The organism is Moraxella sp. K23, assembly GCF_041154765.1.
GTDB lineage: Bacteria > Pseudomonadota > Gammaproteobacteria > Pseudomonadales > Moraxellaceae > Faucicola > Faucicola tetraodonis.
The window spans coordinates 2,080,292-2,093,978 of sequence record NZ_AP031595.1 but is presented as its reverse complement, the minus strand read 5'-3'; the positions used below and the strand labels follow the sequence as shown (position 1 = coordinate 2,093,978).

Genomic DNA, 13,687 nt, shown 5'->3' with positions numbered 1-13,687 from the left:
GTGACCAGCTTCAACACTTTTGTTAGATTAGGTATTTAACGGTGAGATTTTATCTATTATTTATTTTTTCTCATTTATCTTCGTCTAGAGTAATTACGTGAAAGCCCGTAATAATGATGGCTTGTTTCATTCCATGGTGGTTACCAAAAGGTAGCGGGTTCTTTTATAAAGCCTATTCGCAAAGCTTAGTGGTGCTGTGTTTGTTTGTCTATCATTGGTGGTTATCAATGGATATATGGCGCACTTTTAGAGGCCAAGTCACTATAAATCTATATTCCAAAACATGCCATTAATGTTCCAATAATGCTCTATTGCGAATTTGCAAAACTGATTAGCAACTCGTTACAATGCAAAAGAGATTTTTTTGCTAATTAAACTAAATTAAAGGAATATGTATGAGCCCACCGCATCGCCCAGAAACGCTCGCCATTCATGCAGGGTATGAACCAGAACCGACCACCAAAGCTGTCGCTGTGCCTATCTACCACACCAGTTCGTATGCCTTTGATAACACCCAACACGGTGCTGACCTTTTTGATCTGAAAGTTGCCGGCAATATCTATACCCGTATCATGAACCCAACCAACGCGGTGCTTGAAGCCCGTATGGCAGCGTTAGAAGGCGGCATCGGCGCATTGACAGTGGCATCCGGGATGGCGGCGATTACTTATACCATCCAAACCCTATGTGAGGCAGGCGATAACATCGTCTCAGTATCAACTTTATATGGCGGTACTTACAACTTATTTGCCCATGCGTTGCCACGTCAAGGTATCGAAGTGCGTTTCTTTGATTATACCAAACCTGAGACCTTGGTTGATTTGATTGATGAACGTACTAAATTGGTATTTGGCGAAAGTATCGGTAATCCATTGGGTAACGTGCTGGATATCGCAAAAATTAGCGAATTTGCTCATAGTAAAGGCGTACCTGTGGTGATTGATAACACCGTCGCCACGCCAACATTATGCCGTCCATTTGAGCATGGTGCTGATATTGTGATTCATTCATTGACCAAATATGTGAGTGGTTCGGGCACGTCGGTGGGTGGGGTGATTATCGATGGTGGTAAATTTGATTGGGGCGCTCACAAAGAACGTTTTGCGATTTTAAATACCCCAGATGCCAGCTATCATGGGGTCAATTTTGTCGAAGCCATGGGTGCTGCGGCGTTTATTGCACGTGCACGCGTTGCGCCCTTACGTAATACCGGTGCGGCACTAAGCCCCATGAACGCTTGGCAAATTATGCTTGGGTTAGAGACGCTAGCCTTGCGTATGGAGCGACATTGCCAAAATGCCCAAGCCGTGGCAGAATTTTTAAACCATCATCCACAAGTGGCTTGGGTCAAGTACGCAGGATTAACCGACCATCCAGAGCATAAGCTTGCGCAAACATACTTTGGCGGCAAACCATCAGCGATTTTAACCTTTGGGTTAAAAGGCGGCCGTGAAGCAGGGGCGAAATTTATTGATGCGCTACAATTAATTACCCGTCTGGTCAATATCGGTGATGCCAAGTCACTCGCTTGCCACCCCGCTACTACCACGCACCGCCAGTTAAATGCTGAAGAGTTGCAAAAAGCAGGTGTCAGCGAAGACATGATTCGTTTATCCATTGGTATTGAGCATATTGACGACATCAAAGCTGACCTTGAGCAAGCGTTAGCCGCAGCCAATTAATCGCTTCATCTACAAATAATCGCTTCACATAAAAAAGCGAACCTTTAACTCGCTTTTTGAATTTAAAAAATAAAAAAATTAGATAAAAAAATACCCCAAATGAATGGGGTATTTTTAACAAGTTAATCGCTTAGCGGTTATCGCTTATTATTTAGCTGCTGCTGCTTGAGCTGCTGCCACTTCTTCAGCGAAGTTTTCTTGTTTTTTCTCGATGCCTTCACCCACTTCTAAGCGTTTGAATGCTTTAACCGTCATACCTTCAGATTTTAATATATCGCCAACTTTTTTCTCGTTGTCGATAACGTAAGGTTGGTTCAACAAAGTCACTTCGTTCAAGTACTTTTGTAGACCACCGGTAATCATTTTTTCAATCACGGCGTCTGGTTTGCCAGATTCTTTTGCTTTCGCTTCGATGATGTCTTTTTCACGCGCTAGCGTATCAGCAGGTACATTGGCTTCATCAACGGCGATTGGGTTGAATGCTGCAACTTGCATGGCAACGTGTTTTGCGGTGTCTGCATTGCCACCTTCAACAGAAACCACTACACCAATACGGATACCGTGACGGTAAGAGGCTAGGTTGTCACCTTCAATCACTTCTGCACGACGTACTTGGATGTTTTCGCCGATTTTTTGTACGAGCTCAACACGGGCTTCTTCAACCGTTTGACCATCGCCATACGGCAATGCAGAGATAGCCGCTACATCAGTGGTATCGTTAGCAAGCGCCAGTTCAGCTACTTTGTTTGCAAATGCGGTGAAGTTAGCATCTTTTGCCACGAAGTCAGTTTGACAGTTTACTTCAAGTAGTAAGGCTTTGTTACCTTCTTGAGCGATAATGATAGCACCATCAGCAGCAATGTTACCTGCTTTTTTAGCAGCTTTTGCTTGACCTGATTTACGCAGGTTATCGATTGCGGTTTCGATGTCGCCGTCTGCTTCTTGCAGGGCTTTTTTACATTCCATCATACCAAGACCTGTACGGTCACGTAATTCTTTTACCAGTTTTGCACTAATTTCTGCCATGAGATACCTCAATTGATTATCATTATAGATGAGAATTGGGTTGTTTATTGTCTAAAAATTTGAAGATTAAAGGACAAAAATGGGTGATTTTTGCCCTTTAATATTACGCTACAAATTCGAATTTTTATAAACCAATTTTGTGTTTACCTATCAAAGTTAGTTTATAAAATTTTGATGACAGTATCATAACAACCTAAGCAATGCGCTGCTATGATACTACGGTAACCATTATTCTGCCGCAGCTTCTGCTGGTGCTTCAGTTACTGCTTCTTCTTGATTTGCTGCTTTGCCGCCTTGAGTTTTAGCGTATTCTTTACCAGCGATAATTGCATCTGCAACCGCTGATACGTATAGCGTTACCGCACGAATCGCATCGTCATTGGCAGGAATGACATAATCTACGTCATCTGGGTTTGAGTTTGTATCAACGATACCAATAACAGGGATACCTAAGTTTTTTGCTTCTTTGATTGCAATCGCTTCATGGTCAACGTCAACCACAAAAATTGCATCAGGTAGACCGTTCATGTTTTTGATACCGCCTAAGGCACGCTCAAGTTTTTCCATTTCGCGAGTACGCTCTAACGCTTCACGTTTGGTTAACTTAGCAAACGTACCATCTTCAGCTTGTTTTTCGTATTCTTTCAAACGAGTGATTGACTGACGGATGGTTTTCCAGTTGGTTAACATGCCACCTAACCAGCGATGGTCAACATAAGGCATACCAGCGCGAGCGGCTTGTTCGCTGATAACGTTGCTTGCTGCACGTTTAGTACCAACAAATAGTACTTTGTTGCCACGTGCTGCTTCACGATTTACGAAGTTTAGTGCTTCGTTCATCGCTTTAACGGTGTGCTCAAGGTTGATGATGTGAATTTTGTTACGTGCACCAAAAATAAATTTGCCCATTTTTGGATTCCAAAAACGAGTTTGGTGACCAAAGTGTGCACCGGCTTCTAAAAGATCACGCATTGAAACTTGGGTAGGATTAGCTGACGCCATGAGATTTCCTTAAGTAAAGTTGGGTTATGCCTCCACATTACCGATTAAGCCGATTTGCAAACACGCATCAAAATCTACAGGATTTTAATTAATCAAATTTGCAAACACCCAGCTTAACTCTTATCAAGTTTGTTAGCTTGAAAATAGCAATGTGTGTGTCATGTTAGTAAATAAAAAAAGCAATCTGCCATTTCAAGATAAAATGACAAACTGCTATTTTAACACATTTTTATATGGTTAAGCTATATGTTTTAGCAAATGCAGATGGTAATTATTCAACCAATCCGATTAAGTCACCATAACCTTCTTGTTCCATCTCATCTACAGGGATAAAACGTAGCGATGCGCCATTGATGCAATAGCGCATGCCGCCAAGCTCAGGAAGACCGTCATTAAACACATGGCCTAAATGCGAATCAGCAACACGGCTGCGTACTTCAGTACGTCGCATACCGTGACTGTCATCAAACAATTCATTGATTACTGCTGTATCAATCGGTTTGCTAAAGGCGGGCCAACCACAACCTGAGTCATACTTATCTGATGAGCTAAAAAGCGGCTCACCGCTGACAATATCCACATAGATACCACGTTCAAATTGGTGATCATACTCATGGCTAAAAGGGCGTTCAGTGCCGTTTTGCTGTGTCACATAATATTGCTCATCATTCAAATTTGCCTTGATTTCAGCTTCAGAAGGTCTTACATACTTCTGTGTATCGATATTAATTGAATTAGCCATAGACGTTCCTAACCCTTGTTGTCATTGTAGAACATCACAATAGTTACAACCCATCCAAAATTCAAGTAACAACTGTTTAAACAAATAGTAGTTTTGTGAACAAGGCGAAAAGGGCTATAATACGTCTTCTTAAATTTTTGCAAAATCAGATAATTATTGTATGAAAACACTATTAAATAACCCTGAAGCCGTTGAAAAAATGCGCGTCGCTGGTAAATTAGCCGCCGACGTTTTAGTGATGTTAGATGAATATGTCAAAGAAGGTGTAACGACAGGGGCATTAGACAAGCTTGCCCACGACTATATTGTTGATGTCCAAAAAGCCATTCCCGCCAATGTCGGCTATCATGGCTACCAGCATACGCTTTGTACTTCAATCAACCATGTGGTTTGTCACGGTATTCCCGATGACAGTCGTATCCTAAAAGATGGCGATATCGTCAATATTGATGTCACAGTGATAAAAGATGGCTATCATGGTGATACTTCAAAAATGTGGATTATCGGTGAAGGATCTATCATGGCGCAGCGTATCTGCAAAATTGCCCAAGACGCACTATATGCAGGGATGAAAGCTGTTCGCAATGGCGCCTATGTAGGCGATATTGGCGCAGCGATTCAAGCGGTGGCTGAACCCGAGCGTTTTAGCGTAGTAAGAGAATATTGCGGACATGGAATTAGTGACGTATACCATGATGAACCACAAATTCTGCACTATGGTAAAAAAAATACCGGTTTACAACTGACGACAGGCATGACATTTACCATTGAACCAATGATTAACCAAGGTGTATGGCAAACCAAAACCTTACCCGATAAATGGACGGTAATTACTAAAGACCGTAAATTGTCCGCCCAATGGGAACACACACTGATGGTCACTGAAAACGGCTGTGAAGTGTTTACCAAGCGTCCAGAAGAAGATTTGAGTTTTTTAAACAGTTAAAATATGAATAAAATCATTAATATAAAAGAAAGTTAGTAATTAATTTAAAATTATTTATATTTTCCTGTTGACACCCATTTAGATTCACGTATAATACGCCACCACTGAGCGACGAAGAGTTTACAAACAAGTAAAACAAATTACGAAGCTTAGCAAGAATTAAATAAAGCTTGACAGCGTAAAACAAAACGTATTACAATATCAAGCTCACCATATGATAGACGATATCTTTGGTACACTAAATAACAACAAACACAAGAACAACTTGTGTGGATTTTCACTTAGGTCGATAAAATTAAGACTTTATTAATTGTATTGTCAGAGTGAAGATACTCGTAAGTTTATTTGAGCAAAGACAGTATAAATAATTGAGTCAACAAATTAAATCTATTGACATTGCATAGCGATGACAATAGATAGAAAGATTAAACTGAAGAGTTTGATCATGGCTCAGATTGAACGCTGGCGGCAGGCTTAACACATGCAAGTCGAACGATGATTATCTAGCTTGCTAGATATGATTAGTGGCGGACGGGTGAGTAACATTTAGGAATCTGCCTAGTAGTGGGGGATAGCTCGGGGAAACTCGAATTAATACCGCATACGACCTACGGGTGAAAGGGGGCGCAAGCTCTTGCTATTAGATGAGCCTAAATCAGATTAGCTAGTTGGTGGGGTAAAGGCCTACCAAGGCGACGATCTGTAACTGGTCTGAGAGGATGATCAGTCACACCGGAACTGAGACACGGTCCGGACTCCTACGGGAGGCAGCAGTGGGGAATATTGGACAATGGGGGCAACCCTGATCCAGCCATGCCGCGTGTGTGAAGAAGGCCTTTTGGTTGTAAAGCACTTTAAGCAGGGAGGAGAGGCTAATGGTTAATACCCATTAGATTAGACGTTACCTGCAGAATAAGCACCGGCTAACTCTGTGCCAGCAGCCGCGGTAATACAGAGGGTGCGAGCGTTAATCGGAATTACTGGGCGTAAAGCGAGTGTAGGTGGCTCATTAAGTCACATGTGAAATCCCCGGGCTTAACCTGGGAACTGCATGTGATACTGGTGGTGCTAGAATATGTGAGAGGGAAGTAGAATTCCAGGTGTAGCGGTGAAATGCGTAGAGATCTGGAGGAATACCGATGGCGAAGGCAGCTTCCTGGCATAATATTGACACTGAGATTCGAAAGCGTGGGTAGCAAACAGGATTAGATACCCTGGTAGTCCACGCCGTAAACGATGTCTACTAGCCGTTGGGGTCCTTGAGACTTTAGTGGCGCAGTTAACGCGATAAGTAGACCGCCTGGGGAGTACGGCCGCAAGGTTAAAACTCAAATGAATTGACGGGGGCCCGCACAAGCGGTGGAGCATGTGGTTTAATTCGATGCAACGCGAAGAACCTTACCTGGTCTTGACATAGTGAGAATCCTGCAGAGATGCGGGAGTGCCTTCGGGAATTCACATACAGGTGCTGCATGGCTGTCGTCAGCTCGTGTCGTGAGATGTTGGGTTAAGTCCCGCAACGAGCGCAACCCTTTTCCTTATTTGCCAGCGGGTTAAGCCGGGAACTTTAAGGATACTGCCAGTGACAAACTGGAGGAAGGCGGGGACGACGTCAAGTCATCATGGCCCTTACGACCAGGGCTACACACGTGCTACAATGGTAGGTACAGAGGGTTGCTACACAGCGATGTGATGCTAATCTCAAAAAGCCTATCGTAGTCCGGATTGGAGTCTGCAACTCGACTCCATGAAGTCGGAATCGCTAGTAATCGCAGATCAGAATGCTGCGGTGAATACGTTCCCGGGCCTTGTACACACCGCCCGTCACACCATGGGAGTCTATTGCACCAGAAGTAGGTAGCCTAACGCAAGAGGGCGCTTACCACGGTGTGGTCGATGACTGGGGTGAAGTCGTAACAAGGTAGCCGTAGGGGAACCTGCGGCTGGATCACCTCCTTAACTAAAGCACTAAGTGAGAATTCACAGCAAGTTGTTCTTGTGTAGTAAGCTAATAAGCCAAGTAAATAAAACATTACTTTGCAAGGTTACTAGCGAAAATCCTATTTAAAGGATTTTCGGCTCAAGCCTAGCAAAGCGGTGCTTTGCTTTAACGGCTTTCGGGGTCTATAGCTCAGTTGGTTAGAGCACTGCCTTGATAAGGCAGGGGTCATAAGTTCAAGTCTTATTAGACCCACCATCTAACGGTTACATGGGGCCATAGCTCAGTTGGTAGAGCGCCTGCCTTGCACGCAGGAGGTCAGGAGTTCGACTCTCCTTGGCTCCACCATAATTAGCTTAACGTAATAAAGCAGACAAAGTAATTTAGTAAGCATATTAAGAGATTACTTCAATCTGTTTTATCAGAAATCACGACCTGACGAGGGTCTGATAATTCAATAACAACATAGAGAAATGAGTCTGGGTTAATTATCAAGTTCCAACGAAGATAATTAACCTTAGTAATCAGCCAATCAGACCCAAAGAAATGATTGGAATAACTGATTACTTAAAAGTAAAGAGAACTGAATCAAGCGTAAACATAGGTGAAGATCGTTACCATTACGAATATAACTCAAATAGAAAAGTGCAGTAAGCACTTGCTTGAAATCTCGAATTATTTCGAGATGCAAAGCAAGTAATGGCTGTCACTCATTTGGCAACAAATGAAGCTATTTAGGGTTGTATAGTCAAGTAATGAAGTGCACATGGTGGATGCCTTGGCAGTCAGAGGCGATGAAAGACGTGACAGCCTGCGAAAAGCGTCGGGGAGGCGGCAATATCCTGTGATCCGGCGATATCTGAATGGGGAAACCCACTTGTCATAAGACAGGTATCGTAAATTTATTTACGAGGCAAACCGGGAGAAGTGAAACATCTCAGTAACCCGAGGAAAAGACATCAATAGAGATTCCCCTAGTAGCGGCGAGCGAACGGGGAGGAGCCGACTGATTATAATTTAGAGGAATGACTTGGAAAGGTCAATCGTAGAGGGTGATAATCCCGTACTCGAAAGGTTATAAGAAGCATATTAAGTAGGGCGGAACACGAGAAATTCTGTCTGAAGATGGGGGGACCATCCTCCAAGGCTAAATACTCCTGACTGACCGATAGTGAACCAGTACCGTGAGGGAAAGGCGAAAAGAACCCCTGTGAGGGGAGTGAAATAGAACCTGAAACCGTGTGCATACAAGCAGTCGGAGCGGACATGTTCCGTGACGGCGTACCTTTTGTATAATGGGTCAGCGACTTATATTCTGTAGCAAGGTTAACCGAATAGGGGAGCCGTAGGGAAACCGAGTCTTAATAGGGCGTCTAGTTGCAGGGTATAGACCCGAAACCGAGTGATCTATCCATGAGCAGGTTGAAAGTGACGTAACAGTTACCGGAGGACCGAACCCACTGTCGTTGAAAAGCCAGGGGATGACTTGTGGATAGGGGTGAAAGGCTAATCAAACTCGGTGATAGCTGGTTCTCCCCGAAAGCTATTTAGGTAGCGCCTCGGACGAACACCATTGGGGGTAGAGCACTGTTTCGGCTAGGGGGTCATCCCGACTTACCAAACCGATGCAAACTCCGAATACCGATGAGTGATATCCGGGAGACAGACGGCGGGTGCTAACGTCCGTCGTCAAGAGGGAAACAACCCAGACCGCCAGCTAAGGCCCCAAATTCCTAGTTAAGTGGGAAACGATGTGGGAAGGCACAGACAGCTAGGAGGTTGGCTTAGAAGCAGCCATCCTTTAAAGAAAGCGTAATAGCTCACTAGTCGAGTCGGCCTGCGCGGAAGATGTAACGGGGCTCAAACTAGGAGCCGAAGCTGCGGATTTAATTGTTTCAATTAAGTGGTAGGGGAGCATTGTGTAAGCCTGTGAAGGTGTGTTGTAAAGCATGCTGGAGGTATCACAAGAGCGAATGCTGACGTGAGTAACGACAAAACGGGTGAAAAGCCCGTTCGCCGGAAGACCAAGGGTTCCAGTCCAACGTTAATCGGGGCTGGGTGAGTCGACCCCTAAGGCGAGGCCGAAAGGCGTAGTCGATGGGAAATCGGTTAATATTCCGATACTTGTTTATGATGCGATGGAGGGACGGAGAAGGTTATGCCAGCTTGGCGATGGTTGTCCAAGTGGAAGGATGTAGTTAGGTTTAGTAGGCAAATCCGCTAGACTATTAATGAGATCTGATAGCAAGCTGTACTTGTACAGCGAAGTGGCAAATACCCTGCTTCCAGGAAAAGCTTCTAAGCGATAGTCATAAAGAAATCGTACCCTAAACCGACACAGGTGGTCAGGTAGAGAATACCAAGGCGCTTGAGAGAACTCTGCTGAAGGAACTAGGCAAAATGGTACCGTAACTTCGGGAGAAGGTACGCTGCCGATGGTGAGTAGACATGCTCTACAAAGCTATTGGCAGTCGCAGATACCAGGCCGCTGCAACTGTTTATTAAAAACACAGCACTCTGCAAACACGAAAGTGGACGTATAGGGTGTGATGCCTGCCCGGTGCTGGAAGGTTAATTGATGGGGTTAGCGTAAGCGAAGCTCTTGATCGAAGCCCCAGTAAACGGCGGCCGTAACTATAACGGTCCTAAGGTAGCGAAATTCCTTGTCGGGTAAGTTCCGACCTGCACGAATGGCATAATGATGGCGGCGCTGTCTCCAGCAGAGACTCAGTGAAATCGAAATCGCAGTGAAGATGCTGTGTACCCGCGGCTAGACGGAAAGACCCCGTGAACCTTTACTACAGCTTTACATTGAACTTTGACCTTACCTGTGTAGGATAGGTGGGAGGCTTTGAAGCAGGCACGCCAGTGTCTGTGGAGCCATCCTTGAAATACCACCCTGGTAATGTTGGGGTTCTAACTCAAGCTTAACAGAGCTGAGGACAATGTATGGTGGGTAGTTTGACTGGGGCGGTCTCCTCCTAAAGAGTAACGGAGGAGTACGAAGGTGCGCTCAGAACGGTCGGAAATCGTTCGAAGAGTATAAAGGCAAAAGCGCGCTTAACTGCGAGACCCACAAGTCGAGCAGATACGAAAGTAGGTCTTAGTGATCCGGTGGTTCTGTATGGAAGGGCCATCGCTCAACGGATAAAAGGTACTCTGGGGATAACAGGCTGATACCGCCCAAGAGTTCATATCGACGGCGGTGTTTGGCACCTCGATGTCGGCTCATCTCATCCTGGGGCTGAAGCAGGTCCCAAGGGTATGGCTGTTCGCCATTTAAAGAGGTACGCGAGCTGGGTTTAGAACGTCGTGAGACAGTTCGGTCCCTATCTACCGTGGGCGTTGGAAATTTGAGAGGATCTGCTCCTAGTACGAGAGGACCAGAGTGGACGAACCTCTGGTGTTTCGGTTGTGACGCCAGTCGCATTGCCGAGTAGCTATGTTCGGATGGGATAACCGCTGAAAGCATCTAAGCGGGAAGCCCACCTTAAGATTAGATTTCCCTAAAGAGCCGTTGTAGACTACGACGTTGATAGGTTGGGTGTGGAAGCATAGTGATATGTGTAGCTAACCAATACTAATTGCTCGTTTGGCTTGACTATACAACGCCTAAATGGCTTTGTAGGTAATAACGATTATCACCTCGCTTGATATAGCTCATACTTTACTTTTAAATCAACTCATTTCTCTATCCCCCTTTGCTGACGATAATAGCTTGGAGGTCCCACCTGATCCCTTCCCGAACTCAGAAGTGAAACTCCAATGCGCCAATGGTAGTGTGGTTCGCCCATGTGAGAGTAGGTCATCGTCAGCTCCCTATTCCAAACCACCCCCCCTTACTAATGTAAGGGGGGGGGTTGGTCTTTGGAATTCTCAAGACGTTTGATATAGGGTATTGTCGGAAACCTAAAATGCTGAGACACAACCTTTATGCAAACCAAACAACAAAACAGAAGTGTCGTAAAATCCGGTATAAGCTTAAGATGGATGACATTACAAAGCTTGTCCGATGTACCTTTGAACGCTTGATAAAATAGAAAAAGTGTGGCAACTACCACACTTTTAAAAATAAATAAAATACAAGTTTTTTGGCGATTATTTTGATAAATCTATCGCATAATCTGCCAAGCCTTTATTTGAACCGTCGTCATTATTTACGACGCTAATATTGGTTAGTCCTGCTTTTTGGGCAAAGTCAATTTTGTTTGCACTCGATTTAAAGGTTACAGGACCCGCTGTTTTCACTTTGACAAACCGCCAGCTACGACTGCTACCATTATTGGTTAAAGATAAATTCTTAGCCGCTTTGATGTAGTTAATCAGCACATCACGATTGGCATCCGGTGATTCAACTACATTGGTACTATTAATGCTGTAGTACTCCTTTAGACCTGATGCACGATAGTTATTGGTTGCGATGATAAATGGTGCGTTTTCTTCAATCGGCTTGCCTTTGTAGGTTAAGTTTTGGATACGGCTACCGACAGGTTTAGTCACATCAATCTCATATTGCACATCGGGTGAGGTAAACATATCAAAGTTATACCCAGGAAAAGTGCTGATTAACGCTTGTGGCGTAGTAAGGCTTGGGTTTATTTGATTAAAGCGTTTGGCAGAATTCTCTAGCCATTTTTTGATATCACTGCCTTGTATTTTTACTGCAAACACGGTATTTGGATACAGGTATAAATCAGCCGCATTGTTAATAGCAATATTGCCTTGAGCGACATCCGTATAATCTGAACCCCCTGCAAATCCGCTTTTAAATGGGGCACTCACTGATAAGACAGGGACATCTTTATATTGTGGCAAATTGGCGTTAATATAATCGCTGATATAATTGGCTTGGGCTTGGTTGACCACTTGAATCGCTGACACATCACCCACATCAGCAAAGTAAGAAGTCATTGAGAAATCGGATGTACCGATTGGCGTTTTGACATAATTAATAGTGGCATTATGTTCTGCCTGAATTAATTGAGCCACTCGTGGGTTGGCTGCGACAAAAGTTTTATCAGCATTTTGGATAGTACGCACTTCCACTTTGGTATTGTTTTTATTGACGACCCATTTTTTGCCATCAAAGGTTAAATTCAATTTGATGACCCCTAACCCTTTGCCCCAAAAACTTGGCATGACAGCAGGTACGTTGTTTAAAAAGCCATGAACTTTATCAATATCTGCCTGGTCTAGGCGGGTGTCTTTGCTATTAGCATCAGGAAACACTTGATGTGTGTGTCCCATCAAAATCGCATCAATACCTGCCACTTGCGATAGATGCCAACTGGCGTTTTCCATCGTTGGGCTGTATGGTGAGGTATCAATACCACCATGTGACAAGGCGACAATGACATCTGCACCTTCATTTTTCATTTGTGGCACGTATTTTTCTGCCATTTCTTTCGCACCTGCGGTGGTGACTTTACCGTCTAGCCATTTTTTGTCCCATTGCATAATACCGGGTGTGGTAAATCCAATGATACCAATTTTTAGCGGTACGGTAACCGTCTTACCCTCTGGTGTGGTTGCCGTAAAGGTTTTGGTAATGATTTTATAAGGCTTAAACAGTGGCTGATTATTGCGAGCGCTAATGACATTGGATAAAACCAAGGGAAAGTCTGGTCCCTTACAAGCACTGGCACTTGCGGTTATGCCATCAACGTTAAACTGACTGCCTGTAATTTGATTAAGATAGTTCAACCCATAGTTAAATTCATGGTTACCAATCGTACCTGCATCGTATTTTAGGTCATTCATAACCTTATAAATGCCCAAGGTTTCGTCGCATTTGACAGGGTTCACCGTTGCTTGATAGTCACCTAAAGCACTACCTTGAATGGTATCACCGTTATCTAGCAAGATATTATTGGCAGATTCACTACGAGCGTTATCGATAAGCGTTGCGGTTCGCTCAAGCCCAAAACTTTTGTCTTCTGTCAACTTGTAATAATCATAACTCATGACATTATTATGTAAATCTGACGTTTCAAGAATAGTAAAGTTAAGGTTCGTATTGGTAGCGATTTGCTGTGGTTTAGGGTCATTACTATCATTATCATTGTTATTACAAGCAACAAGTGACATGCTTGCTACAATCATGGATGTGGTGAGGCAAATGCGCTTGATTTGCGTATTCTTATAATGATGGTTTTTATAATGATGGGTCTTATAGTTCATGATAGCTCACTAAATTAGGCTCAAATAAGAGCGTTGATAAATTTGTGAAATATCATAGAAAGGTTGCGTGACAAAATGATGAATAGCTAGGGGCTAATAAAATTCGCTGCCCGCTGCCTAGTCTTAAGCGACCCCGCAAACAATCAATTGTTATGACCACGCACCCAAAG

General features: G+C 43.9%; 6 protein-coding genes, 2 tRNA genes and 3 rRNA genes. 7 read left to right on the top strand and 4 right to left on the bottom strand.

Features of this window, described 5'->3' with window-relative positions; genetic code table 11:
* The first annotated feature begins 395 nt into the window (after positions 1-395).
* Positions 396-1,682: an O-acetylhomoserine aminocarboxypropyltransferase/cysteine synthase family protein gene (locus tag ACAM37_RS09250; protein ID WP_369626062.1), complete on the top strand. Its 1,287-nt coding sequence runs from the start codon at positions 396-398 to the stop codon at positions 1,680-1,682.
* A 147-nt stretch (positions 1,683-1,829) separates the two neighbouring features.
* On the opposite strand, the gene tsf is transcribed toward ACAM37_RS09250, so the two are convergent.
* From tsf to msrB, 3 genes are all read right to left on the bottom strand, one after another.
* Entirely contained in the window at positions 1,830-2,708 is an 879-nt protein-coding gene (gene tsf / locus ACAM37_RS09245) for a translation elongation factor Ts (RefSeq protein ID WP_050324910.1), read from the bottom strand.
* Between the two features lie 228 nt (positions 2,709-2,936).
* Positions 2,937-3,710 carry a 30S ribosomal protein S2 gene (rpsB, locus tag ACAM37_RS09240; RefSeq protein ID WP_050324911.1) on the bottom strand — a complete coding sequence of 258 codons (774 nt, stop codon included), beginning with the start codon at positions 3,708-3,710 and terminating at the stop codon, positions 2,937-2,939.
* Between the two features lie 271 nt (positions 3,711-3,981).
* A complete protein-coding gene (gene msrB, locus ACAM37_RS09235) occupies positions 3,982-4,452 on the bottom strand; it encodes a peptide-methionine (R)-S-oxide reductase MsrB (protein ID WP_096489404.1) in 471 nt (156 codons plus the stop codon).
* A 160-nt stretch (positions 4,453-4,612) separates the two neighbouring features.
* Here msrB and map point away from each other — a divergent pair, with 160 nt between their 5' ends.
* The 6 genes from map to rrf all read left to right on the top strand — a co-directional run bounded on the left by map (position 4,613) and on the right by rrf (position 11,154).
* Positions 4,613-5,398, top strand: a complete 786-nt coding sequence (gene map / locus ACAM37_RS09230) for a type I methionyl aminopeptidase (RefSeq protein WP_062332270.1) — start codon at positions 4,613-4,615, stop codon at positions 5,396-5,398.
* Between the two features lie 427 nt (positions 5,399-5,825).
* Positions 5,826-7,357: ribosomal RNA gene (locus ACAM37_RS09225) — 16S ribosomal RNA — on the top strand.
* Positions 7,358-7,518: 161 nt separating this feature from the next.
* Positions 7,519-7,595: transfer RNA gene (locus ACAM37_RS09220), tRNA-Ile, on the top strand.
* Positions 7,596-7,609: 14 nt separating this feature from the next.
* Positions 7,610-7,685 (top strand) — tRNA-Ala (locus ACAM37_RS09215).
* A gap of 398 nt (positions 7,686-8,083) precedes the next feature.
* Positions 8,084-10,942: ribosomal RNA gene (locus ACAM37_RS09210) — 23S ribosomal RNA — on the top strand.
* A 98-nt stretch (positions 10,943-11,040) separates the two neighbouring features.
* A 5S ribosomal RNA gene (gene rrf / locus ACAM37_RS09205) occupies positions 11,041-11,154 on the top strand.
* The 16S, 23S and 5S rRNA genes sit together here with 2 tRNA genes alongside, the layout of an rRNA operon.
* A 281-nt stretch (positions 11,155-11,435) precedes the next feature.
* Here rrf and ACAM37_RS09200 read toward each other — a convergent pair.
* Positions 11,436-13,517, bottom strand: coding sequence for a bifunctional 2',3'-cyclic-nucleotide 2'-phosphodiesterase/3'-nucleotidase (locus ACAM37_RS09200; RefSeq protein ID WP_369626061.1), 2,082 nt, complete (start codon positions 13,515-13,517; stop codon positions 11,436-11,438).
* Between the last annotated feature and the right edge of the window lie 170 nt (positions 13,518-13,687).